Source organism: Rhizobium sp. LARHSG275 (assembly GCF_052871115.1).
On record NZ_JBIXJN010000011.1, the window covers coordinates 1 to 24500 of the forward strand.

General features: G+C 58.0%; 18 protein-coding genes. 4 read left to right on the forward strand and 14 right to left on the reverse strand.

Annotation, left to right across the window (positions count from 1 at the left end; translation table 11 throughout):
* The coding region (locus tag ACIPSK_RS16160) for a N,N-dimethylformamidase beta subunit family domain-containing protein (protein WP_446532948.1) at positions 1 to 3445 on the reverse strand (3445 nt) is incomplete at its 3' end.
* A 637-nt stretch (positions 3446 to 4082) separates the two neighbouring features.
* Here ACIPSK_RS16160 and ACIPSK_RS16165 point away from each other — a divergent pair.
* Together ACIPSK_RS16165 and ACIPSK_RS16170 are read left to right on the forward strand one after the other, a co-directional pair.
* A complete protein-coding gene (locus ACIPSK_RS16165) occupies positions 4083 to 5390 on the forward strand; it encodes an exopolysaccharide biosynthesis protein (protein ID WP_017969285.1) in 1308 nt (435 codons plus the stop codon).
* 79 nt (positions 5391 to 5469) lie between these two features.
* The gene (locus ACIPSK_RS16170) at positions 5470 to 6978 is read left to right on the forward strand and encodes an O-antigen translocase (RefSeq protein ID WP_162116580.1); all 1509 of its coding nucleotides are present in this window, start codon (positions 5470 to 5472) and stop codon (positions 6976 to 6978) included.
* 73 nt (positions 6979 to 7051) lie between these two features.
* Here the strand turns inward: ACIPSK_RS16170 and ACIPSK_RS16175 are convergent, their stop codons facing one another.
* Genes ACIPSK_RS16175 through ACIPSK_RS16200 form a run of 6 tightly spaced genes read right to left on the reverse strand, consistent with a single transcriptional unit; the run spans position 7052 to position 12583 of the window.
* Positions 7052 to 8269, reverse strand: coding sequence for a DegT/DnrJ/EryC1/StrS family aminotransferase (locus tag ACIPSK_RS16175; RefSeq protein WP_017969287.1), 1218 nt, complete (start codon positions 8267 to 8269; stop codon positions 7052 to 7054).
* Entirely contained in the window at positions 8266 to 9237 is a 972-nt protein-coding gene (locus ACIPSK_RS16180; RefSeq protein ID WP_162116581.1) for an NAD-dependent epimerase/dehydratase family protein, read from the reverse strand. Before ACIPSK_RS16180 ends, ACIPSK_RS16175 begins: the two co-directional genes overlap by 4 nt.
* A complete protein-coding gene (locus tag ACIPSK_RS16185) occupies positions 9234 to 9953 on the reverse strand; it encodes an acyltransferase (RefSeq protein ID WP_162116582.1) in 720 nt (239 codons plus the stop codon). Before ACIPSK_RS16185 ends, ACIPSK_RS16180 begins: the two co-directional genes overlap by 4 nt.
* A complete protein-coding gene (locus ACIPSK_RS16190; RefSeq protein ID WP_162116583.1) occupies positions 9943 to 11046 on the reverse strand; it encodes a DegT/DnrJ/EryC1/StrS family aminotransferase in 1104 nt (367 codons plus the stop codon). Before ACIPSK_RS16190 ends, ACIPSK_RS16185 begins: the two co-directional genes overlap by 11 nt.
* The gene (locus ACIPSK_RS16195; protein ID WP_162116584.1) at positions 11043 to 12080 is read right to left on the reverse strand and encodes a Gfo/Idh/MocA family protein; all 1038 of its coding nucleotides are present in this window, start codon (positions 12078 to 12080) and stop codon (positions 11043 to 11045) included. The genes ACIPSK_RS16190 and ACIPSK_RS16195 overlap by 4 nt, the downstream gene beginning before the upstream one ends.
* Entirely contained in the window at positions 12077 to 12583 is a 507-nt protein-coding gene (locus ACIPSK_RS16200) for an acyltransferase (protein ID WP_162116585.1), read from the reverse strand. Before ACIPSK_RS16200 ends, ACIPSK_RS16195 begins: the two co-directional genes overlap by 4 nt.
* Before the next feature lie 536 nt (positions 12584 to 13119).
* Here ACIPSK_RS16200 and ACIPSK_RS16205 point away from each other — a divergent pair.
* Positions 13120 to 13875, forward strand: a complete 756-nt coding sequence (locus ACIPSK_RS16205; protein WP_017969293.1) for a LuxR C-terminal-related transcriptional regulator — start codon at positions 13120 to 13122, stop codon at positions 13873 to 13875.
* A gap of 240 nt (positions 13876 to 14115) precedes the next feature.
* Here ACIPSK_RS16205 and ACIPSK_RS16210 read toward each other — a convergent pair whose 3' ends face one another.
* From ACIPSK_RS16210 to ACIPSK_RS16240, 7 genes are all read right to left on the reverse strand, one after another.
* Complete coding sequence (locus ACIPSK_RS16210) at positions 14116 to 15105, reverse strand: glycosyltransferase family 2 protein (protein WP_162116586.1); 990 nt, start codon at positions 15103 to 15105, stop codon at positions 14116 to 14118.
* A 94-nt stretch (positions 15106 to 15199) separates the two neighbouring features.
* Positions 15200 to 16210: a glycosyltransferase family 8 protein gene (locus tag ACIPSK_RS16215; protein ID WP_312858844.1), complete on the reverse strand. Its 1011-nt coding sequence runs from the start codon at positions 16208 to 16210 to the stop codon at positions 15200 to 15202.
* Between the two features lie 32 nt (positions 16211 to 16242).
* A complete protein-coding gene (locus ACIPSK_RS16220; protein WP_162116588.1) occupies positions 16243 to 17295 on the reverse strand; it encodes a UDP-glucuronic acid decarboxylase family protein in 1053 nt (350 codons plus the stop codon).
* A gap of 45 nt (positions 17296 to 17340) precedes the next feature.
* Positions 17341 to 18834 carry a sugar transferase gene (locus ACIPSK_RS16225; protein WP_162116753.1) on the reverse strand — a complete coding sequence of 498 codons (1494 nt, stop codon included), beginning with the start codon at positions 18832 to 18834 and terminating at the stop codon, positions 17341 to 17343.
* Between the two features lie 7 nt (positions 18835 to 18841).
* Entirely contained in the window at positions 18842 to 19708 is an 867-nt protein-coding gene (locus ACIPSK_RS16230) for a WecB/TagA/CpsF family glycosyltransferase (RefSeq protein ID WP_162116589.1), read from the reverse strand.
* A gap of 730 nt (positions 19709 to 20438) precedes the next feature.
* Complete coding sequence (locus tag ACIPSK_RS16235) at positions 20439 to 22565, reverse strand: right-handed parallel beta-helix repeat-containing protein (protein WP_446532949.1); 2127 nt, start codon at positions 22563 to 22565, stop codon at positions 20439 to 20441.
* Positions 22562 to 23881 carry an O-antigen ligase family protein gene (locus ACIPSK_RS16240; protein WP_162116591.1) on the reverse strand — a complete coding sequence of 440 codons (1320 nt, stop codon included), beginning with the start codon at positions 23879 to 23881 and terminating at the stop codon, positions 22562 to 22564. Before ACIPSK_RS16240 ends, ACIPSK_RS16235 begins: the two co-directional genes overlap by 4 nt.
* A gap of 394 nt (positions 23882 to 24275) precedes the next feature.
* On the opposite strand from ACIPSK_RS16240, the gene ACIPSK_RS16245 reads away from it, so the two are divergent.
* Positions 24276 to 24491, forward strand: coding sequence for a hypothetical protein (locus ACIPSK_RS16245; RefSeq protein WP_162116592.1), 216 nt, complete (start codon positions 24276 to 24278; stop codon positions 24489 to 24491).
* Positions 24492 to 24500: the final 9 nt, after the last annotated feature.

Sequence of the window (24500 nt, forward strand, 5' to 3'; positions counted from 1 at the left end):
CACCGGCATCCGGATCGGTGTCGTTGGTCAGCACATTGCCGCTGGCAACCACGCCGCCCGAACCATTGGCAACCCCGCCCTTCTCCGTCGCATCCCCCGTATCGGCAACTGCCGTCGGCGTCGTGTTCGAGCTCGGCGTGGTAAACATCACATCGACCCAATAATTCGTCGACTGGTAGGTGCTTGTGGGGTACAGGCTGGCGCTCCCATAAGTGTACACGCCGTTGCCGCTGGCCGGCGCCGTGAGCGGGCCGCTCGTCACGTTCGAGGTGAAGTAGCTAGTGGTCGTGGAATAATGACCGCTACTCGTGTGATAAGACGCGGTGTAGGTTTGTCCAACGGTCAGCGATACCGGGCTGGTAAAATAGGCAGTCTGCCAGCCGCTGGCAGTCTCGTTCGTGAAGGTGAGGGTCGCAAGCTTCGTGCCGGTGCTCGACCATAAAGAACCCGTATGTGTACCCGTATCGAGGTCGCCCTTGTAGAAACGAATGCCGGTGATCGTGCCGGCCACGGAAGTCTGGAATTTGACGCCGAGTTCAACGGCTGAGGTATCGTTGGTGTTGACGACCGCTGGCGTCGCCGAACCGAAGAGAGAGGTGTAACTCGGCCCGCTGACGGTGACAGTGCGTCCCGCGGAGGGTGTTTCCAGATTGACGTTATCGTCGACTGCGCGTGACCGGATGGTGTATGTGCCCGCGGTCTGCGGCGACCAGGTATAAGTCCAGTTCTCATCGCCCGTCGCCGGATGCCAGCTCGCCCCGTTGTCGGTCGAGACTTCGACCGCGGCGATGACCCCGCCTCCCGTATCGGTAGCGGTGCCGGTAATCGTCACGGCGGATCCAACGGTCGCCGTGGCGGGTACCGTGATGACCGAGGTCGGTGCAGTATGGTCTGACGAAGCAGTCCCGGCAGTAAGCCCGGATTGCAATGTCCCCGGCTGAATGCCCATGTCGGCAAGCAGATTGACCATTGCCTGCTGCACGCGAGGATCGGTCGGAGTCGCCTGGTTGTCATGATTGTCGCTCAGGCCCCATGTCCAATAGACCGTACCGGCGCCGAACACCAGCGCACCGCTCGGCGCACGATAGAGCGTCAGATTGTGGGTCGCGGTCGCATCGCCGGTCGTATTTCCATAATCGAGCAAATAGGTGCTGACCGGAAGCGTCGTCGATGACAGCTTGACGAGACCAGCCGGATCGAAGCCATTATCGGACGCTTCGTCCCATTCGTAACCAAGATAGTTCTTGGTGAGCGTTGCCGTCTGGCCAGGCTGAAGATTGGCGACGCTCGTATTGCGCCAGAAGCGCAGATTGGCGTCGTCATATCCGACCGTGATCGCGCCGAGATTGCTGCCGACATCGTCGACCTTGAACAGCTGTCCGGTCAGTGAGTTTTCGGGGTTGCCGCCGCCGATAGCGGGTGGGCTGAAGCGTGGATCGCGGAAGGTGCCGGTCCATTCACTGGAAGGATCGATGCCGCTGTTGGCCCAGGTCTCCTTGTAGGTGATCAGGGTGCGATAGGGCGTGCCATCGGCGCTATACGCATTGCCCCAACGGGTACGCCAATAGACCTCGTTGCCGCTCCAGAACATGAGGTTGACGCCGGCATCGCGCGCGGCTTCCACATTGGTCCGCTGTTGACCGGACCAGTATTCGTCGTGCCCCGCATCGATATAGGTCTTGTGATTGAGCAACAGGCTGCCATAGCGGTCGGCGTCGACACCCGACATGTAGGAAACATCATAGCCGTTCTGTTCCAGCCAGGAGATGCCTGCATATTCGGCGCCGAACAGATAGTCCTGTGGGCCGGCATAGGTGCCGACCCCGCCGCGGGTCGCGATCGGTCTGTTGTAACTGACCGCATAGGCGCGACCGGCACCCTGCCCCGTCGCCGGGCCGTTGCCGCCATAGAGGTTTGCGCCACCCCAGCCGTTGTAAGCCTGCCAGGTCTCGTCTGCCGTCTGGAAAACGATGTCGCTATGGCTGGTGTCGTCGCGCACGATGAAGGGGATATGGTTTTCGCCGGAAGTGCCATCCTGGCGCACGAGCTTGGCGATATAGACGCCTGAGACGGCATCATCGGGTACGGTCCACGATGCGGAGACGGCCCAGTTGCCGGCATCGACCGTGCCGGTCGTGGCATTACGCAGCGGACTGGGCTGCGTCTGCAACCCAGTATGCTGCATGGTCGCGACCTTGCGGGCGCCCATGCCGCCATAATAGCCGAGCCGATAGATGTCGATCCGGTAGTTGGTGGAATTCGTGTTTATCTTGAAGCTGACCGTCTTGCCGTTGTCGACGCTGATGTCGGTCGCAAACCCTTCGATGTTGGTGCTGCCCGCACCGTCGATACCCCACTCGCTCTCCGGATTGCCCTGCTTCTGGTTTTCCAGCACGATCGCGTTGCTGGCCGTCACCGCGGCCGCCGCCAGATTTTGCGTTGTCAGCGAGCGCTGCGCGGAAGGTTGAGGCGGCGTCGTCACCGAGCCGGAAAGGATGCCGACACCCTTCGTGGTGGTGCCCTTTCCGGTCTCTCCGCCACCGGGCAACGATCCGTTCAAGATCGTCGAATCCGTCCACGTTGCGGTCCCGCGCCAGCCCGAGAGCGGGGACAAGTTCCGATCGAGAAGCGGATCGCTGACCGAGGCGCCGATGGCCTTCTTGATCGTCGCCACGTAGTCCGGCCCTTCGGTCAGCCTGGTTCCCGGCAACTGGCCATCTTGCTGAAGCAAGGCGCCACCATGGGCCCAATCGAGAATCCGCGTGGGGGACGTATAGTAGCCGCACCCGCACACACCAAAGGGCATGCCAAACGCCAGCGCATTTGCCCCAGCATGCTGCCCGGTCGACTGCGCCGACGGCGTCGACTCGAGAATGACGACCTTGCCGGAGTGCGCACGCTCGCCCGTCACCGCAGCAGAACTTTGCCCCGAACCTGTTGGTGCAGGGCTTTGCGGAATATACGGAGCCAAAGGATCATCGCCTATGAGGCTCATTCCAGCGTAGGTGCGATAAAGAGATGATTGGGCCCCGAATGCAACTCCGTTCGCGTTCCGCCCGAAACCTGCAAAACTAGGCGTGTGGGCGGGCAACACAGACGCGGCAGTATCACCGCTTCGCACGCCCATCTCGCGATTTGTTGCGACAGCGTCGGGCAAGGGCGGCGATTCGCGGGTGATATTGGCCCGACCGTCCGGGTCGTCGATCACGTTCACTCTATGTTGCGAGTCATGCTCGTTGAGCGCCGCGTTGTTGTGGGAATTGTCGACAAGGCTACCATTTTTGTTGCCATCCGCAGTTTGCACGGATGCCGCAAGTTGAGCACTGTCCTCGTGCCTTTCGGCAGGCTTGCGCGGCTTTCCCTTGCCGCCGACGGTCAGCCATGCGGGAATCAACGAATCAACCAGGAGTGAGCGCGAGGTCCACCGACGAGCGTTGCGATACATGGCAGGCACCTCCCGCGAGATTATCAAGATCGAATCTATGAGGACCGCTCGATAGGCGGCCCTGAAGTGTAGTCGAAAAATGAGAGAGTATATGCTACGCCTTTCGCTCTACAGGCGGCATCCTTTGGGCAACCGGCCGTGTTTGCGCTCACGTGATCGATGAAACACGCGAAGATTTGCCGCTTGCTGTGCAAGGCTTGAAGCCGCATAGTCCGTTGAGATGGCGGCGTCTTCGGTCGTCAATATCTGGCACGAGAACGCCCTTGTGCCGCACCGCTGGCGCTGCTTCGAGTTGTCGAACGGAAGGCGGCGACGCCGGTCAATATCGTCGTTCGGCAAAATTGGCGATGCGAGCCTAAAGGCTCTGCCGCGGGGGATTGCGGTACTTCGAGGCTAGCGCGCCCGAGGCGATGCCTCTGTGTCGCGCCGAAGATATGTGTTTCTGCTCGATTTAGGCTTAAGCATCCTCCCCACCTCATCAATTGTGATTAGGCAAAGTAAACGACCTCCACCTTCCTCAAGGCTTCTCCAGACTGCACACTAGCGATCTGGTTTCGGGCTTGGCGTCCGGCGTTCGAACAGCGCCTAAGGCATTGGACCAGCGTCCGTTGAAGGATGTTTGAAGGCGAGACATGTAATGAATCTATCGCATCGTGCCCCTCACCCGTACTTTCGCGCCACGCTTGCCATCAGCGCACTCGTCTTTCTTGCCGGAGCCGTGTCGCCGGCTCTTGCCGATAGCGCCCCTTTGGCTCCGCAAACGAAAATCCGCCTGACGGTCGTCCAATGGATGCCGTCCAAGGGCCAGTTTGAGCGATGGGATGCGATTGGCGGCGAATATACGGTTTCAGATGCAGGTGAAGTCTCCCTGCCCTTTCTGGGGCCGCAGCCGGTTGGACTGGACAATACGAGCCTCACCAACGAGATTGCCAAGCGCCTTCAGGCAAAGATGGGTTTGGCCCAGGCACCTGCTGTGACGATCGACGTTCTCGACTATCCGTCCATTTACGTCGTCGGAGACGTGACAGCGCCCGGACAATATAAATTTCACTCCGGCCTCAGCGTCCTGCAATCCCTGGCCATGAGCGGCGGCCCGTTGCGGGCTGCGGCACAGCAGCAATCGGAGACGATCAAGCTTGCCGGCGACCTGCGAGAAATCGACCATTCGCTGCTACGCAGTTCGGCAAAGCTCGCGCGGCTGCAAGCGGAGATGGCCGGCTCGAAGGAGATCGTCTTCGATCAGCCGCCCGCTACCGATCAGCAATATGCCGAGAGTATCTACCAGGAGGAGCGGGTCATTTTTCAGGCGCGTGCAAACGCGCTGGACAAGCAGTCGGTGGCCCTCGTCGAATTGCGCAATCTCTTGACGGCAGAAATCGACACGCTGGAAGAAAAGCTAAAAGGCTCGGATGACAATATCCAATCGGTCGAAGAGCAACTGACGAGCGTGAAGACGCTGGTCCAGAAGGGCCTCACGATCACCTCACGCCAGATGGATCTGGAACGATTGCTCACCACCTATCGCTCCGACCGGCTCGACCTGGTCACCGCCATCATGCGGGGCCGCCAGGCGATCAACGAGACGACGCGAAATCTCGAGGGACTTTCCGACACTCGCCGCAGCGAGGTGGCTTCAGAGGTGCAGGCGGAAAAGGCCACTCTCGATCAGCTCAAGTTGAAGCGCGACACCACGCAACAACTGCTTCTCGAAGAACTGTCGAACGGCGCTAGGGCGAATAACCGTGGTGAGGACCTGCCGCTGACGTTCATTGTGAGCCGGCGGGACAAGGGACAGGTCAATCAATTCCAGGCCGCCGAAACGACCGAGTTGGTGCCGGGCGACGTGGTCAGGGTAACGCGGGCTCGCAGCGCCGATGCGCTGTCCGAGGACGCCGCTGCGCTGCCTGTTCAGACAGAGGCGCATGTCAGTCAGGTAAGCCGGTGATCCGCAAAATGCATGTGCTGCAATCGAGCCCGCGGCGGGAGATTGAACGCTGGCCCGGGATAAACGGCCAGGGTTTCCGATGACTTTGAGGATGACCCCACCCAGCAGTTCGACCTACACCCAGATCCTCAAATCGACGATGTTGATGGGCGGGTCTTCGCTCGTCAACGTCGCACTCAGCATTGTCAGAAACAAAGCCATGGCTGTTCTGCTTGGGCCGGAAGGCGTGGGGCTGATGGGCCTTTACGGGTCGATCCTCGATATCGCGCAGGCGATTGCCGGGCTTGGTGTGGGCAGCAGTGGCGTGCGCCAGATTGCCGAAGCTGCTGGCACCGAGGACGCAGAAACGATCGCACGATCAGCAACAGTGCTGCGACGCATATCGGTGGTGCTCGGGTTGTTTGGTGCGCTCCTTCTCGCCGCGTTGGCATTCCCGGTCTCAAATTTCACTTTCGGCGGCTACCAGCATGCCGGTGCCATTGCATTGCTGTCGCTGGCAATCTTCTTTCGACTGGTCTCTGCAGGGCAGACTGCATTGATCCAGGGCCTGCGCGGCATTGCCGATCTTGCCCGTATCAACGTGCTTGCCGGGCTTATCGGCACGGCTGTCAGCATCCCGCTGATCTATCTGTTCGGCCTGCAGGCGATCGCACCGTCCCTCGTGGTGATTGCGGCTGCTTCAATCCTTCCGACCTGGTGGTACAGCCGGCGGATCTGCCCGCATCCCTCGCCAATGCCCACGCGCCAGTTCGGTCGGGAAGTGTCGGCACTGCTCAGGCTCGGCTTCGTCTTCATGGCAAGCGGGCTTCTGACCTTCGGCGCAGCTTATGCCATCCGCCTCATCGTGCTGAAGGAGGGCGGCGTCATGGCGGCTGGATTATACCAGGCGGCCTGGGGCCTTGGCGGTCTCTATGCCAGCTTCATCCTGCAGGCGATGGGGACGGATTTTTATCCGCGCCTGACTGCGGCAGCCGAGAACAATGCCGAATGCAATCGGCTGGTCAATGAACAGGCGGAAATCAGCATGCTGCTCGCTGGCCCCGGCCTGCTCGGCACCTTGACGCTTGCGCCGCTGATGATGAGCCTGTTCTATTCGGCGGAATTTCAAGGGGCAGTCGATCTTCTGCGCTGGATCTGCCTTGGAATGATGCTGCGGATTATTTCCTGGCCGATGGGTTTCATCGTCGTGGCGAAGCGTACCCAGGCGATTTTCTTCTGGACGGAGGTTGCGGCGGCAATCGTGCACGTGGGGCTTGCCTGGCTCTTCGTATCGCTGCTCGGTACGCAAGGAGCCGGCATGGCGTTTTTTGGCCTCTATGTCTGGCACAGCATCCTGATCTATGTGATCGTGCGGAAGCTGACCGGTTTTCGCTGGTCCGCCGCCAATCGCAGACACGCGCTGCTTTTCTTGCCCGCATCGGGACTGGTATTCCTGATGTTCTCGATTTTGCCGCTATGGCCGGCGACGGTGATTGGCTTCGTCGCCGTCGCTCTCTGCGGGCTCTATTCGCTGCGCATGCTGATCGACCTGCTTCCGCCAGACTCCGTGCCAGCAACCATCCGCGGATGGATCACCAAATCAGCATAACGAAACAATGCGCGCATCCCGCGATACGCGCATTGTTTTGCTATGCAAATTGCTACGTCAGGCAAATGCGGGTTCAGGCGACAGCTTCATCCATGGCACGTTGCACGCTGGCGGCTCCGACGGTCGCTTCCGCAAGGGCTGCGCGAAGGGCCTCCACGACCCGGTCCAGGTCAGACACGGTCATCTGGGCATAAAGCGGCAGGATTATCGTTTGCTGCTGCGCAGATACGCTTCGCATCAGGCTCGTGGCAGCGCGGTGGGAGCTCTCACCAGAATAGGCTTTCTCCAGATGAATGTTCATCACCCCGCGCCTGGTCGAGATCCCCTGATCGAGCAGGGCCTGCATGACGGCCCGCTGGTCGATCGTATCGGACAATCTCACACAGAAGCTCTGCCAGTTGCTGCGGGCCCAGCGCGGCTCAGCCGGCAGAGAAAGCCCGGCAATCGTCGACAGACGTTCGCAATATTGCTCGGCAAGCAGCCGGCGCTGGGCAACCAACTCCGGCAGCCGCCGCAACTGCTCGCGTCCGACGGCCGCCTGAAGATCGGTCATCCGGTAATTGTAACCCAACTCGTCATAGTCTTCGAAGATGACCTGTTTCGAGCCGTGACGAACGGCATCGGTGACGCTCATGCCATGCTGGCGCCAAAGCCGGAATTTCCGATCATATTCGGGATTGGCCGTCGTCAACATGCCGCCATCGCCTGTCGTGACGACCTTCCTGGGGTGGAAGGAGAAGCAGGCAATATCGCCATGCGCTTTGCCGATCTTTTCCCAACGGCCGTCCCAGAGGATTTCGCTTCCCGTCGCACAGGCTGCATCCTCGATGACCGGTATCTGGTGGCGCTTGCCGATCTCAACGATGGCGCGGAGATCGCAAGGCATGCCGAGTTGATGCACGCAAAGAATTGCCTTGGTGCGAGGCGTGATTGCCCTTTCGATCAGACTGGCTTCGATGTTGTAACCATCTTCTTCAATATCGACGAAAACAGGCACCGCATCGCAGTAGCGAACCGCGTTTGCGGTCGCGATGAAAGAATGGCTGACCGTGACGACTTCATCACCGGCGGATATGCCGACCGCCTTCAGGGCCAGATGCAACGCGGTCGTGCAATTGGACATGGCGCAAGCATGCGCGGCGCCCACAAAGGCGGCGAATTCACGCTCGAAAGCCGCGACTTCCGGCCCTTGCGTCACCCATCCCGACAGAATAACGCGGCGCGCAGCCTCCGCCTCCTCCTCCCCAAGGACGGGTTTGGCGACCGGAATTGTGGATTGAGATGAGCTCATGCAGCCGCCCCCCCTGCCTTGGTCTGCATTTGCCACCAGGCGACGAGATCACGAAGCCCTTGCTCCATGGAGATCTCCGCCTTGAAGCCGAGGAGCCGTTCGGCCTTGCTGATATCGGCAAGGCGACGGGTCACACCGTTGACCGTGCGGGCCTCTTTGTGCTGCGGTTCGAGTGAGGAACCCATAATGTCGCTCAGCATCTTCGCGAGTTCCAGCAGGCTTATTTCCTTGCCGCTCGCGACGTTGAACACTTCGTCCGTGACATCGCTTTTGGCCGCCAGAATGTTTGCGCGGGCGATGTCGCGTGCATCGACGAAGTCCATCGTCTGGCTACCGTCCCCATAGATGAGGGGCGGCATCCCGGCCATCAGGCGTTCCATCCAACGGATCAGAACTTCCGTATAGGCACCGTAAACGTCCATGCGCGGCCCATAGACGTTGAAATAACGCAGCGCGACGTAGCGCAGGCCGTACATCTCCGCAAAGCTACGCATCAGCCCCTCGTTGAATGTTTTCGCCGCGCCGTAGATCGTCCGGTTATTGTACGGATGATGCTCTTCGGTCGTTGGAAAATTCTCGGCAAGCCCCAGAACGGAGGCGGAAGAGGCAGCAACGACCTTCGATACGCCCGCCGTGACGGCGGCTTCGAGAACGTTGAACGTGCCCTCCGCAAGGACATCGAAAGCCAGCCGTGGCTCTTCGGCGCATTGCGTGATGCGGATCGCGGCCTGATGAAAGACGATGTCGACGCCTTCGAAGACTTTTGCCAGAAGCGCTCTGTCGCGGATATCTCCGTCGATGATCTTTAGAGGCGCGCTTGATATCGCCGAGCTGAGATTGTCCCGGCGCCCGCGCACGAAATTGTCGAGGACAATGATCTCGCGAGGTTTTTCCAATGCGACAAGATCGGCAATATGCGAGCCGATCAGACCGGCACCGCCGGTAATGAGCACCCGTTTGTCTCTCATGATCTTCCCTCACGCGACATGTTCGTCATCGGATCATTATCCGAACGCCAACGTATGAATTTCGCAGGGACACCTGCGGCGACCGAGAACGGCTCGACATCGGAAACGACAACTGCCCCCGCTCCAACGATCGCCCCCTTCCCGATGGTCACGCCGGGAAGAATGGTCGCATTCGTTCCGATATCGGCCTCTGCACAGATTCGTACCGGCTTGATTTCAAGATCCGTGCGAATGATCGGCACATCCAAGGGCAGTGCCGTGTGGGCCGAGCCAAGCAGCTTGGCGCCGGGTCCCCACCCGACAGAATCCTCGATCACCAGATCGCGAGCGTCGAAATAGGCCATTGGCCCGATCCAGACATTATCGCCGATCTTGCATCGGCCGTCGAAGCGACCCTGGATATAGGCCTGAGCCCCGATGAACACCCCATTGCCGATGTCGAACGTCTCGGGATGTTTGAAACCGGCACCGCCTGCAACCTGCAATCCTGTGCCACAACTCCGCGTGATGGCTTGCCAGATGGCTTTTCGCATCAGAGTATCGATGACACCGTCACCGGTCGCGAAACGACCGTAGAGCTCGATCAGGCCAGCGCGCCCGTATGACTGCCTGAGTTCTTCAGCCAGCCCGGCCTGGTAGGCAGGGTCCGCCGGCCTTTCATGACGGCCATGGACCGCTTGCACGATCCGGGCCTCGCCCGCACGATTAGCTGACATAGGTGTTCTCCAGCGCGGCGGCCACCTGGTCGACGTGCCACGCCGGCATCTCGGGATAGATCGGCAGCGAGAGGACCTCCCTTGCGGCAGCTTCCGATATTGGGAAATCGCCGGCCTTGTAACCAAGGTCGGCATGGGCCTTCTGCAGATGAACTGGGATCGGATAGTGCAGCCCGGACTGAATGCCCTCTTCGCTCAGTGCGCGCTGAAGCTGGTCGCGATCGCGGCTTCTGACGGCATAGACGTGATAGACGTGGCGGCGGTCGGCGATTTCGACAGGCGTCCTGAGATTCGCCGAACCGCCAAGCAGCAACGAGTAGCGGCGTCCATGGGCGCGCCGCGCTTCGGTCCAGGCTTCGAGATGCCGGAGCTTGATGCGCAGGATCGCACCCTGAATGGCATCCATGCGGTAGTTGAAGCCCTTCAGCAGATGGTGATAGCGCTGTTCCTGACCCCAGTCGCGCAGCATGCGCATCGTCTTGGCCTGATCGTCGCTGTTCGTGACCACGATACCCCCCTCGCCGCAGGCGCCGAGATTTTTGCCGGGGTAGAAGCTGAAGCAGCCGGATGTGCCGATGCTGCCGGCGCGCGCGCCTTTGTATTGCGCTCCGTGCGCCTGGCAGGCGTCCTCGATGACCGGTATCCTGTGGTGGTCAGCAATCGCTTTGATCGCGTCCATATCGGCCATCTGACCGTAGAGATGGACGGGAACAATGGCCTTGGTTCGCGGTGTAATCTTTGCCTCGAGCTGAGCCGGATCCATCGTGAGCGTCACGGGCTCGACATCGACGAATACCGGTCGTGCACCTGCGTAGCAGATCGCCGATACGGTCGCGACGAAGGTAAATGGCACGGTGATGACTTCATCGCCGGGGCCGACGCCTGCCGCGAGAAGCGACAGATGCAGGGCACTCGTCCCGGTGTTGACGGCTATCGCATGTTTGACGTTGCAATAGTCCGCGAATTCCTGCTCGAGGCGAGCGACTTCCTCGCCGAGTATGTATTGCCCCGAGGAGAGCACGCCAAGCACGGCGGCGTCGATTTCGCTCTTGATGGATTGATATTGTGCCTTGAGGTCCAGGAACGGGATCATGCAATGCGCCTCGCCTCTTCGAGCTCGATGATACGACCGCGCTGGGCGAGCGATCGGCTTGCGGCTTCAAGGATGCGAACGACCCGCAGCCCGGCTTGGCCATCCGTAATCGGCCGCAAGTTTTGCTCGATGCAATCGACGAACTGATCCAGTTCGCGTTTCAACGCCTCGGTCATATCGAGCTTGGGCGCCCACATGTCGCCGCTGCGGTAGCCCACCAGCATCTGATGCACCTTCTCGCCGTAGGCTTGAGAATTGGGGTTCATCGTGATGCCCTTGTCGTAGACCTTGATCTTTTCGCTGGGCTCCAGATCGTCATAGACGATCATCTTGTTGCTGCCGCCGATCAGCGTTCGGCGCACCTTGACCGGCGCCAGCCAATTGACGTGGATGTGGGCAATGAGCTTGCTCTCGAAGAAGAGCGTCAGATAGGCGATGTTCTCCGGCTCGCCGAGTACATGGCTCATGCCCGTCGCAGAAACAGCCACCGGCCTTTCCTGCAGGACATGGTCCAGGATGGAGAGGTCGTGCACGGCGAGATCCCAAATGACGCTGACATCGTGCTGGAAGAGCCCCAGATTGACCCGCACAGAGTCGTAATAATACATGTCGCCCAGGCCGCTTTCGACCAGTTCGCGCATCTTGCGGACGGCGCCGGTATGGACGAACGTATGATCCACGGCCAGCACGAGGCGTCGGCGCGCGGCTTCCTCGACCATCCGCGCGGCCTCCTCCGTCGTCGATGCCATCGGCTTTTCGACGAAGACATGCTTTCCGGCCATCATCGCCTGCATTGCGAGCTTGAAATGGGCCGAGACCGGCGTTGCGATGGCGATTGCATCTACTCTAGGATCGCGCAGGACTTCCTCGAATTTGTCGGTGATCGTTACCGCGGGATACCGGCTTTTAACAGCCGCCAACCGTTCGACATTCAGATCACAAACTGAAACGAGGTGCGCGCCGGCCGCTTCCGAGATGTTGCGAACCAGATTCGGACCCCAATACCCATACCCGACAACAGCGATTCCGATCATTTCATTCCTCCCAACGCATACATGTCGACTGGCCCGTCATTGACGCGACCGATCACCCTGGCTGGAACGCCCGCGACAATGGCGCCATCAGGCACGTCCTTTGTTACGACCGCTCCGGCGCCGACCTGGGCAGCCTCTCCGATGGTCACGCCAGGCAGAATGGTGGCGTTGCTGCCGATCGATGCGTGGCGCTTGACCAGTGTAGGGATGAGGATCCAGTCGGCTTCCGTCTGCAGGCTGCCATCCGGATTGACGGCGCGCGGGTACGTGTCGTTCGTAAACATGACCCCGTGGCCTATGAACACGCCATCTTCCAGCGTCACGCCCTCGCAGAGGAAGGAATGGCTGGAGATTTTACAGTCTTTTCCGACGATGACGTTCTTCTGAATCTCGACGAAGGTGCCGATGCGGGTTCCTGCTCCGATCGTGCAGCCGTAGAGATTCACAAGATCTCGATGGTGAATGACGCTGCCGTCACCCAGCTCGACGTTTGATGCAATCATCCCTGCAAACCCCTACTCATAACAGCCCGATTTTCAGTTAAACAAAGGTCGATTGCGTCCAAGGTTATCCAGGACAAATACTTCTCTCCGTTCCAAAGAGAATTGTTTTCTTCATCTGAGTAAAGAAACAAATCGTTTAAGCTTATCCGCCGAAAGGCGTATCTACTTATGACGACTTACGTCCTGGTTTATCGCCCTGTCCAACATTGGTGGCGGGGTACCTCTCGCACTCGTCGGCTGGCCTACGCCGGAGACAGCGATTGTTTCCATGCATTTAGGGGTTCATTGCCAAACGGCGGCGTAACAAGCGAGACTATCCCGCAATCGGCCCAGTAAGACCTAAGTCTATACTCAGGCTTATCTTCAATTTCTTATCCAATTATAGAAGTTGTGTAGTACTTAACCTATATTAGCTACTGCAACGCCCGTCGAATTGTGGTAATCGATTCCTACTTTAGAGTTTCATAAACCCCCGTATTGAGAGGGGTTGGTACTCGGGCCGTAGTGGCGTAACGTGTTAGAGGGAGGGTGAAGCTGTGAATTCAGCACTTATACCGAATCTAGACCGCAGGCAGGAAAACATCTCTCTTCCCCTTAAGATAGAAAATAACGCGCACCTGTCGGCAAGGCACACGCATTCGCTTGTCATTCTCGATAATCGTGAACTTGATAGGCAATGCTTGGCGCAATGCATGGCTGCTGAAAAGGCGGATTTGGAGATTCTGGCATTTGGATCAATTGAGGAGTGGAAGCAGAAGCGCGACGAACATCCTCCGCTTTCGGCAATCCTCTTGAACGTCGGCGGCAAAAAGATCGATGAACCGGCCGTTTCGGAGCAAATCCGCAAGCTTGCGTCAGAATTTACATCGACGCCACTCATCGTATTGGCTGATAGCGACGATTTCGGCCAAATCGTCAGAGCGCTTGAGTACGGAGCCAAAGGGTTCATACCCGCCTCAGTCAGCGTCAGTGTCTGTATGGAGCTGATCGCGCTGTCAGTGGCAGGAGGAATTTTTGTGCCTGCAAGCGCCCTGTTCGCCATGCGTCACTTGCTGGACTCGAGCAATTCGACCGCCCGCCCGCTCTCCGGCATATTCACGGATCGTCAGGTCGAAGTCGTGGAGGCGCTCCGACGCGGAAAGGCGAACAAAATTATCGCTTATGAGCTCAATCTGCGAGAAAGCACGGTAAAGGTGCATGTTCGCAATATCATGAAGAAGGTCAAAGCGACGAATAGGACGGAAGTCGTGTTCAAGCTCAACGACCTGTTCCAGACCAGTATTCCGGCATGAGCGTGAGTAAGGTGTTGTACTGATCGTTGTTGGGGTAAATCTTTTCGTATCTTGTAACCATGTCTTGCTCAAATCACCCGGTGGCGCGAATGCGTCACCGGGTCTTTTGATACCGGGGCCCCTCCATCGCGTCCCCCGCGATCTTGGCGCGATCTTGGCATGAGTAGCGATCGAGCGCTCAACCACCCGACTGTCGTTTGCGTACTTGCGGATGAACTAACCTGGGTCGGACCTACCTATTCATCCTGCAACTCGTCGCCCGATAGAATTCAAGGCGCACCAGTACTTTGGGCCGATTGTTTGCTTGCAGACCAACTTGATCCAGGGCAATGAATTTCGCACTTCGGGAGAAACCTCGAGAGCAAAACGCTGAATAGCCGCGGCTGTGGGAACATCGAAATTATTAAATGCCATGCCCGCCAGCCGAAGCGCCTCTTTGCCGAGATCCCTGGTAAGAAAACGTCTTAATTTCTCATCTTTCCTGAGGCTTTCAGCGCCTTGGCGAAATAGAATATCGAAAGCCTGTTTTCGTTGCCGGAGGTCGGGAAGGATACTTTGCCCATAGTATTGTAGCGACATGTTCGAAGCATGTCTGCGGTATACTGCCTGGTCTTCGTTGATGTAGCCCACTCCGGCATGTGATGCGAGCCGCAGCCACATCTCCATATCGCCGGCATGCGGCAGTTCCATATGATAGCCGCCGACCTGTTTTTGCAGTGTCGTTCTCACGACGGCCGTCGGTGTCGGAACCAGGTTGTTTGCTCCACTCAACCGTATGAATTGCGGACCGGACAAGACCTGCATAGGAGGCACACAATTGTCGCCGAGAGGATCGACGCGCTTACTGACGCCACCCGGTTCAGCTATGAGCGCGTTCCCGAACGTAAACCCCACATGCGGATGATTGCGCATCAGCTCGGAAGCGCGCCCCAGCGCGCCAGGCAAGAGATAATCATCCGCAGAGAGAAGCAGGAATAGGTCGCCGCCCGCCCACTCGATTCCCCCATTATAGGTGGCGATGTGGCCCTTGTTTGCCGCGTGCCGCCGATAGGTGACCCGTTTGTCCCTGGAGGCCAGGGCCATTCCGACTTCCGGCGTATTGTCTGGCGAGCAGTCATCCAGAATAAGCACGCGCACATCGACGCCTGCTTGTGAAAGAACACTAACGACGCATTCCTCAAGGAAATGAGCGTAGTTGTAGCAGGGAATGACGACATCAACGCGTTGCAACCTTGTTCCTCCGCAGGCAATCGTTTCGTTCGGAGCATTTCATGGAACCCGAACTCGGCTTCGTTTCGCTCTTAAGCGTTCTTCGCTCCGCGATTCACTGGCGCGGCGTCGATGCATGCGCATGCATAGCCGATTTCGCGCAGGACCATGCCGCTCTCAACAAGGCGGATCTGGCAAGCAGCCGCGAGCCTGCACGCTTCAGGCCACTCTGAACGCGCCCCCAACGGGTAAGCGCAAAACGGGTCCGGGACCGAAACGTATCGTAAAAGGCGACGTTCGGGCTCACGCTTCCTGATTTCCAGGGCTTCACGTTGGTCACGAAATGAACGATCGCGAGCTTCTGGTCGAGCGCGATGCGGGCGATCGCCTGCGTTGGTTCGAACTGAAAATTCCAGGCACGGTCCAGGATCTTCCACTTTCCGTCGCAGGCAAAGTTAAGAGCGTCCTGATCCGAATATTCCGTCGTCGGAAAGCGGTCGAGATAGTCCAGAGATCGTTCCGATACTCGCTCGTTTCGCCATTTTTCAAGGTCGATAAGAAGAATGCCGGCGTTGAAATAACGTTCGACCCGAGGGCCGCCGGTTGCACCTGGTCCGTTGCGCACGACATTGTCCAGCCAGTAATCCGGCACGGCGCCGATCACTGCCTCGCCGAGATCGATATTCCACAGCTGTTCAAGCGCGGTCAGGACCAGAATGTCGCCATCCAGATACAGAGCCCGATTGCAGGTCTGCGGAAGGAACTGCGGCAAAAGGAGTCTCGCGAAGGTCATCCTCGAAACGCCGGGGCGAGTGGAAAATCCGCTTGCGAAGGACAATGTGGCGATGGGATGCCACTGGATGACTGCAGAATTTGCGGGCAGAGAATCAAAGATCAGTCGCTTTGTTTCTTCGCCTATTCCCTCGTGAACGACATGGATGTTCAAGGGCCATGCGCTTCGGTTATTCTCGGCGACCGATCTAAGAGCGGTCGCCAAGGGAACGGCGTAGGCCGCATCGACCGCAAAGACGATAGGCCCCAACCGCTGTGTTGCACCCGCAAGGGCGGCTCCTGTTCGTATGCTATGCACATTCATGTTTCCCGGCACCATCCCATCGAAAGACATCAGCTTCGACTTGCAATGATCGACGTTGCAGTTCACGGCCCGATTGATACGGCTTCCTGAACGGGAAGGCCGACGGCCGGGCTAGGCAGATAGGTGTAGGCCGTTCGCGAGGACTGGACACCAAGCGTGCTCTTGACTCCGCCAGAAAGCTTCCACTCGAAATACGCGATCGTTTTCTCGAGCCCCTGTCGCAGGTTCACTGTCGGCTGCCAGCCCAGGTCCTGCTTCGCGCGGCTGATGTCGGGCTTGCGCTGCGTCGGATCGTCAATCGGCAGAGGCTTGTAAACGATGCTTGATTTCGATCCCGTCATCTCGATGACCATTTCGGCCAGTTCCCGGACCTGGAATTCTCCCGGGTTACCGAGATTGATCGGACCCGTAACGCCAGCCGGCGCCCCCATCAGGCGGATGAAGCCCTCAATCAGATCGTCTACATAGCAGAAGGAGCGCGTTTGGGTGCCGTTGCCGAAGATGGTGATCGGCTCGTTTTGAAGCGCCTGAACGATGAAATTGGAGACGACGCGGCCGTCATTGGTCTGCATGCGCGGCCCGTAAGTATTGAAGATGCGGGCTACGCGGATTTCCACGCCATATTGACGATGGTAATCGAAGAACAATGTTTCGGCACACCGCTTGCCTTCGTCATAACATGCCCGCGGCCCTATGGGATTGACGCTGCCTCGATATTCCTCGGGCTGAGGGTGGACTGCCGGATCGCCATAAACTTCGCTCGTGGATGCCTGGAAGATCTTCGCCCTGGTGCGTTTTGCCAAGCCGAGCATATTGATGGCCCCGTGCACATTGGTCTTCACGGTCTGTACGGGGTCGTGCTGATAGTGGACCGGAGACGCCGGACAGGCGAGGTTGTAGATCTCGTCGACCTCCACATAGAGCGGGAAGGTAATGTCATGGCGGAGCACCTCAAAGCGAGGATCGTCAAGAAGATGCAGCACATTGTCGCGCGAACCGGTGTAGTAATTGTCCACGCAGAGGACGTCATTGCCCTCTCGCAAAAGCCTTTCGCATAGGAATGATCCTAGAAAGCCGGTACCGCCGGTTACCATAATTCGCTTTTGTCCGTGCATTGGTGTGCTCCGTTGTTGACGGTTGCCTCGCGAAAGCGAGGATGGTCAGTAGGCTCCCCTGCGCTTGAAGACCGCAGGGATTGTGCTGAGGAGAATCTGGCAGTCAAACCACAGCGACCGGTTGTCGATGTAGAACTCGTCGAGTTGCTGCTGCAGCTCGATATCCGCATTGCTTCGTTCGGATATTTGCCAAAGGCCCGTGAGCCCCGGCGTGACGGAACGGCGCTTGTTTCGAAATTCGCCGTCCATAGCCAGGAGGTGATATTCCGGGAACGGACGCGGCCCGACGATGGCCATCTGGCCGGCAATGATGTTTGCCAATTGCGGGAGCTCGTCGATGCTCGAAGAGCGCAGCATATGTCCTATAACCGGAAGGATGCGCGGATCGTCCTTGAGCTTGAAGTGGCTCAACCACTCGGCGCGCATCGTAGGATTGTCTCGGAACAGTGCTTCAAGGCGCTGTTCTGCATCTTGGTACATCGTCCTCAATTTCAGGACGTGCACCGGCTTGCCGGATCGCCCTTCCCTAGTATGCCGGAAAAAGACGGGACCTGGATCGATGGCATAGATTGCGGCCGCTGCAAACGCGATAAATGGCGCGACCACGATCATTGCAGGGATGGCGATTGCGAGATCGAGGATTCGGCGAACCGGATCCGAATTGACCCAACTCCCACCGGTGGTGAGGCGAATACCGATCTCTCCGCCGACGTCCGCAGGTCGCAATCCGCTTACCTTGAGGCTCGGCGTGTCGGACAGCAAAATGACTTCGGCAAACTTCCGACGCAGCGCCGCCAAGTCGGGTACAAGCGAGCCTGTGTCACCCGCAATCACGGCAATGGATGGCACGCAATCGGGCAATGCCTCCAAAGTATCGGGGGAAAAGGGCTCCGGCCTGATGCCATACTGCCAGTGGTTCTTGAAATGGGCCACGAGAGCGGGAGTAAGGTGGCACCCCCCTATGACAACCGCACGCTCGCCCCACATTCCAAGTTTCCAGCACAGGCCTCGCGCCAACCAATGCACAAATGGCTGAACAATCAGCCCGAGAGCGAGGAACCCAATAACGGCAAGTAGCAGTCGTTCCCCCTCGGGCAGGATAATTGCTCCGAATGCCGCCAGGACAGCCACCTTGGCGGCAGCTATGGTGCGCCGCCGTAGGTGTTCGTGGTCATGTAACCGATATCCAGGATAGAGGCCGGCCGATGCGTAGAGAACGATCGCAGCAAGCGCTGCGATCGAGAAGGTGCGCTCCACTATCGCGCCGTCCGAACCATTGGGGAGAAAGGACAGGAGAGCAAAATAGGCAATCAAATAGCTTGCGATGTCGCCGCCGATCAGGAAGGACGAGGTTGCAAACCGAGGAAGCCCACGCCGTAGTGCGACGGGCATGTTCGGTCCTGCCCACACAAAGGGATCGGTGGGCTTAGCTGCTATGGGTGGCACGGAACCTGCCGGAATCGCCCGCGCCGCCATGTCATTCGATGTGGCTGCCTTCGACGGACCCGGTGTCATTGCTGGCGACGCAAATAAGGACATGATGGCTTTACACCTTTGCAGCTGCTGCTTTTGGCGCGCTTGATCCAAAAACCCCGTCTTCGATCGGAAACTTCCGAAGCCCCAGTCTCTGGAATGCCGTCAGTGAGATGAAGGTCGGCACGACGAGCGCATAGCGCCGCCACAGCCGTCGCGGCTCGCATAAAAGACGAAACGCCCATTCGAAGCCGCTTCTTTGAATGAACCTTGGAGCCTGCCGCTTGAGGCCGGCGTGGAAATCGAATGCGGCTCCGACTCCGATGAGCATCGATGCGTCCAGACTATCGCGCATGCGCGCCATCCAGAGTTCCTGCTTGGGACTGCTTAGCCCGACCCAGATGACATCGGCGCCCGACCGATTAAGCCGGTCAGCAATGTCCGTTTCCTCCTGCGTCGACAGTTTGCGAAAGGGCGGCGCATAGGAGCCGACGATCCGTGCTTGCGGAAATTTTGCCAGAAGGCGCGCCTGCAGTTGTTCGAGCGTTTCGGCCGTTGCGCCATAAAGGAAGTGGCATAAGCCCTTAGAACTGCCGGCATCGAAAACGGATAGCATGAGATCCGGTCCGTAGACCCTGTCGCTTTCGGCATGACCAGCACGCTTCAATGCCCAAACGAGCGGCATGCCGTCGGGAGTTACGAGGAAAGCCCGGTTATGTATCGACCGAAGCTCGGGATCATCTTGACAGCGGACGATGCCGTGTGCGTCGCGAACGCAAACATATTCCTTCCTGCCGTCTTCGATCGCCTTTTGAATAAATCCAGTCGCGCTTTTGAGATTGACTGCCGAAACGCGAACACCCAGGACATTCGTCCATTCAAAGGAACCCTTTGGATGAAGAACTGAAGTTTGGCTGCTGCCTGCTGGTTGCTTTCCCATGACCTACGCTTTCGCGATCGAAACTATCATCAGAATATCCCGGCAGGCCGATTGCCTCCATACTTGCAGCTCCAGCTATTGGACGTAGAAGAGATTTCATATTTACGTCTTATGCCATGATGACGTACAATATTCGAAGTAAGTCTATGTACCCTACAGCTTACCCTGTTGCTCTTTTTGATGACCGTTGCCGCGAAATGGCGCTTCGACCCGCGCAGGAGCCGCAGAAGCTATTCACTCTAGTGCGATCAAAGCTGATGAGGTTTGAGCGCGAACAAAGCCGGGGAGAGAGACATGGTCAACCCAATAAGCGAGATGAAGGCCCCGGCTGGCGAGCGTTCAGAGATGTCCGACAGAACCAACCAGCTGCGGAAAGATCTAAGTTCCAACGGCTATGTGTCGTATGGTCATCAGGGAATTCCTGACAGCTGAGCAAATGAAACGCTTGAGCTTGGCAGGATCTTCGAACGGATCTGGCCGCGACTTCGCCTGGCTCAAAGGGCCTTCACCTTGACGCAATCGATCATCCGACGGCTCGGCAGAAGCCTCGCGCAGGATGCGAGTTGGGCAAGGGTTGGAATTTCGCTTTGAAATCGGCGCCACTCAGATGTGGTCACCGTTCCTGCCTGCGGCAGTTAGCAACAGCGTGTGCACGCCATGATTGAAGGGATAAGTCGCCATAGCTGAGGACTTTATCGCAGCAGAACACCCGTCGTCGCCGCGCCTTTTGTTACTCGGGCGGCGTGACCACGCTTCCGGTGTCCTCCCCAGCCTGCTGAAGATCTCCTAGACTGCCAAATTCTCCCGGACGCATGATCTCCGGATGTACCCTGAAGCTCTTGTCGTTCAAGTTGCCGCTGTAGCGGTTGCGGGCGAATTGCACAAATCCAAGCCCAAGGTCGGGAGCGTTGACATACGCTACAACGCCGCTGTCACTGTCAACCGATACAACATTCTCCTCAATACGATTAGGGCGTGCCCATGGCGGACGCCAACCCCTGCCGGTACCGTCATCAACGCGAAAAGCCGCGCCCGATCCGTGTGTGATGACGTTTCCTGCCACCAGGTTGCTCCAACCGCCGTTGATACCGATCGCCGCGACATTGCCCGAGAGCGTATTTCCCTCGATACTCAGCCCGCTCGCCTTCCCATCCGTATAGATCGCCCAGCTGATAGGCGACGGCCATTCGCTGGTATTCTCATATCCGGGAGGCCAGAACGTCCCATCGACCCTGTTCATAAGATGACCGGTCCCGGTCACCAGATTGGAGCGGATGGTGCTGTTGAGAGGATCGGCCTGCTCGCCCATCATCTTGATGGCGCCGCCGTCTGCGGTCTGCCGATTGGCGTTACGGATCTCGTTATGCTCGATGACAGCGTTATAGACGGCGTCGTTAGAACCCCATAGCGAACCGCCGGCGATTCCGAACTGCGCCGTGTTTTCGATCAGGTTGTCGGCGATCCTGACATTGTCAGCCGCCTGGAACCATATTCCTGCGGTTTCGATGTAAACCTTTCCGATGTCATGGATATGGTTTGAAAGGATCCTGGAGCCGTTCGACTTGCCGAACGTGCCATAATTTGTGCCGACATAAATCCCATTGCCAGCCACATAAGCAATCACATTGCCGGCAATCAGCGCATCCTTGCTTTCCGTCACATGGACCCCGACGCCGACATTTTCGATGCTGTTGCCGAGAATCTTGACGCCATCAGCGTGTTCGATCCGTATGGCACCAAAGCCTCTGGTTTCCGTATAGAACTTGCCGCTGCCTTCAGGAGCTCCGTCTCTAAACTCGAGCCCTGATATGACCATCCCATCGGCCCCATCCAATTTGAAGAATGTCGGCAGAATGCCAGCAACGACGACGGAATTGGGCAACGACTGATCGACAGGGATATACTGAAGCTGGCCCGCGACAAGGTCATACCACCACTCTCCGGGAGCATCGAGCAAGGCCTTGGCTCCGGTTAGGAAATAGCGGCTGCCTTCTGCGGTAAAGAAATAGCCTGTGCCTTTCGTATGCACAGTCCGGCCTGCGCCATCGATGGATACAACTGGGAGCGTGTCATTGCCCCACTGGCTTCCCGGTTGAAACCCCCCGACGATGTCCACGACCAGCCCACTTGTATCAGCCATTGCCGGAAGATCGCCGGCATGGAAACAAAAGCGCGTGTTTCCTTCCCACAGGTCGATGGCAGGCTCGCACTTTGCGGCAAACAACCATCCCTTGCGTGGATCGCCATCAGCGGGAGCATTGGGATATCGTGCCCGAGTTTGGCGTTTCCCATTGACGAAAAGGTCACCGACCCCTTCATCCGGTGGCAATTTCAGCGGCGCCGTCCAGCGACCATCGGCCTGCTGCGCCCAGTTACGCACGCGCAGCCCCCCATGCAAAATCGGCGCTTCATTGCACCTTGCCGTGAGCATCAAGCCCGTATCGCGGGAGTCAAAGACGATCGGCTGAGTAAGGTAGTAATCGCCTTTACCCAGCGCGATTGTGTTGGTGCCGCCCTTCTCACGGGCAGCATCACGGGCTCTTTCAATGCTGGCGAAAGGGCCATCGCCGCCCTGCTGATTTGCTGTCGGAAGGAGGCCACTCCAGGTGTCTTTGCCATCGGGAGAAACGTAGAATATCGTCCGCGCCCCAGCGCTGCTGCTCAATATGTCGCTTAAAGAAGTCCCATTCAACTTGGCTGAGAAAGTCGCGGGAGCTTCCGCACAAGTCGCCTCCCTGACGAGCATCTGCAAGCGCTCAGGCGCATCTATCTCTGTCCCGACTGGAGCCGGATTGCCGGACTGCGGATAGAGCATGACAGGCAAAATGCTCAGGATCAGTCCAAAATGCCGCCTCATGATATCTGCAACCCGCTCGCAAGGCCACGCGAGGGCGCCTGCCAAGGTGGCGAACGGCTGAGCGAAACGACGGGCGTGTACAGCGAAAACATGATGATGGCTGCTGTAAACAGGATGAAGATGGCGTCATTCTGAACGAAAAAAATACTCTCGGTCAGATTCATCACCAGAATCATGATTGTAAGGACGTTAAGCCAGAGCCACCCGTACTGCGTATCGTGACAGTGAAGGACCGCACCCCGGCGGATTGCCTGGGGAAGCATCAGAACAAACGGAATCATTCCCATTATTCCAAAGCTTAACAAGATATCGCGATATCCATTATGCGCATGGGGCGCCGGCCATCCGAGCTTTAACCACATGTGCGTCGCTTCTGGGTTCGCGGTTGTCCAGAAAGCCTGGTAGCCATAACCAAGAAACCAACGATCGGATATTTCGCGATCGACCAGTTCCCACAATGGCACCCGACCGGTCAGAGTCGCGTCCTTGCCGAGCGCTTCAAGGGCCGGAACCAGGAATTCGTGAAGCGAAATCAGAATGCCGAGAGCTAGCTGAATAAAAAACAGGACGATGACGACGCGTCCAATGCTGCTGCTTCTTTGCAGGAGGGAATAAAAGCCGATCAGGCAATACGCCACTGACGTTGCAATGATCGCGGTCATTGATCCAGAGCTTGCAAGACAGACCATACCCGCGGCCAATACGATGAACGCGGTTCGCCGCAGGCCAAGCCTCCCGTCTATCAGCACGGCCGTCGCGACCAGGATCGTCAGAGCCGCATACCAGCCCAGGACGTTCTTGTGAATGAAGACGCCCCGCATAGCACCATCCGGCATACTGGCGAGGGCTGGTGACACCAAGGAGATAACCACACTGAGGACGCTGCAGGTTCCCAGAGTCACGAATAACAGGAACAGCAGCTGCCTTGGCGTGAACCGTATCGCCAGAACGTAGGAAAGAAGTACGCAAAACAAGAGGCCGATTGCGCGCCTCAAGGTCGTTTGAGGTGCTATTGACCACAGGGTAGACAAAAACGGCAAAACAAGGATCAGGGGAACAAGCAGATTTCGCCTGAGCGCCGTTAGAAATTGCGGAAAATTGCGTATCAGGATCACGATTGTAAATGCATACACAGGAAAGCAAGGAAGACGCAGTATGGATTTGGCAGATTCGCTGAGCGTTCCGTCCGCATCTGACAGGATGAGGGGCAGAAAGGCGCCTGCCTGAAAGAATAGGGATATGCCGGCGCCCCAGCATTCTATGGCCCGCCAACTGATAGTAGGTCCGCTGGCAGTTCCGAGGCTATATACTCTCATTATCCGTCCCGACTGACTTGAAAAGACGAGCGATTGTTGATCGCCGCAGATCAAAAAAACAGGTGTCGGCCTTCGTGCTGCACTGCTCTCAAGCAATCATCTAGCCACATCCGCAGTCAACCTGTCCTAGCGAAGGGCGGGCTACGCCTAATGCACCTTCGCTTCACCCAAAGACGGTGTTGTGCGTAAGCTTTCAGCCGGCATTTACCCAAAAGGCGGGTCTTCATGTCTGCCGATTGCCCATAAGAGCAGATGTTGCGCATGTCCGTTCACCGCTACCGTGGCGATGAGTGTCTTGTAAGCGTGGTGGGTAAGCCGCGGTTCCACTGGAATGAGGCAACAATTCTGACAGAGGCTCTCTCTGCAGTCGAAGCCTGGAAGGTTTAGGATTACTATGTTTCTGCGTCACGATCCTAGTTCTCTATGCAAGACGACGGGCGCTCTCCTCGTCGTGGCGATCTTATCGGCTCTGCGCGAGATGCTGTTCGGCCGACAAGGTCTTTTGGATATCACCGTCACCGAGGCTCCGAACCTCGATGGCTGCGTAGAGGTCGACGTCCTAAGCAACTTTGCGCTGCTGTACAGCGGTGCATCGCCGCAACTCGCCTGAGAGCGCGTC

Coding starts and splice junctions, on each gene's coding strand:
- ACIPSK_RS16165 (WP_017969285.1), top strand. CDS start 4,083: ATGAATCTATCGCATCGTGCCCCTCACCCGTACTTTCGCGCCACGCTT.
- ACIPSK_RS16170 (WP_162116580.1), top strand. CDS start 5,470: ATGACTTTGAGGATGACCCCACCCAGCAGTTCGACCTACACCCAGATC.
- ACIPSK_RS16175 (WP_017969287.1), bottom strand. CDS start 8,269: ATGAGCTCATCTCAATCCACAATTCCGGTCGCCAAACCCGTCCTTGGG.
- ACIPSK_RS16180 (WP_162116581.1), bottom strand. CDS start 9,237: ATGAGAGACAAACGGGTGCTCATTACCGGCGGTGCCGGTCTGATCGGC.
- ACIPSK_RS16185 (WP_162116582.1), bottom strand. CDS start 9,953: ATGTCAGCTAATCGTGCGGGCGAGGCCCGGATCGTGCAAGCGGTCCAT.
- ACIPSK_RS16190 (WP_162116583.1), bottom strand. CDS start 11,046: ATGATCCCGTTCCTGGACCTCAAGGCACAATATCAATCCATCAAGAGC.
- ACIPSK_RS16195 (WP_162116584.1), bottom strand. CDS start 12,080: ATGATCGGAATCGCTGTTGTCGGGTATGGGTATTGGGGTCCGAATCTG.
- ACIPSK_RS16200 (WP_162116585.1), bottom strand. CDS start 12,583: ATGATTGCATCAAACGTCGAGCTGGGTGACGGCAGCGTCATTCACCAT.
- ACIPSK_RS16215 (WP_312858844.1), bottom strand. CDS start 16,210: ATGTCTTTCGATGGGATGGTGCCGGGAAACATGAATGTGCATAGCATA.
- ACIPSK_RS16220 (WP_162116588.1), bottom strand. CDS start 17,295: ATGCACGGACAAAAGCGAATTATGGTAACCGGCGGTACCGGCTTTCTA.
- ACIPSK_RS16225 (WP_162116753.1), bottom strand. CDS start 18,834: ATGTCCTTATTTGCGTCGCCAGCAATGACACCGGGTCCGTCGAAGGCA.
- ACIPSK_RS16230 (WP_162116589.1), bottom strand. CDS start 19,708: ATGGGAAAGCAACCAGCAGGCAGCAGCCAAACTTCAGTTCTTCATCCA.
- ACIPSK_RS16235 (WP_446532949.1), bottom strand. CDS start 22,565: ATGAGGCGGCATTTTGGACTGATCCTGAGCATTTTGCCTGTCATGCTC.
- ACIPSK_RS16240 (WP_162116591.1), bottom strand. CDS start 23,881: ATGAGAGTATATAGCCTCGGAACTGCCAGCGGACCTACTATCAGTTGG.
- ACIPSK_RS16245 (WP_162116592.1), top strand. CDS start 24,276: ATGTTTCTGCGTCACGATCCTAGTTCTCTATGCAAGACGACGGGCGCT.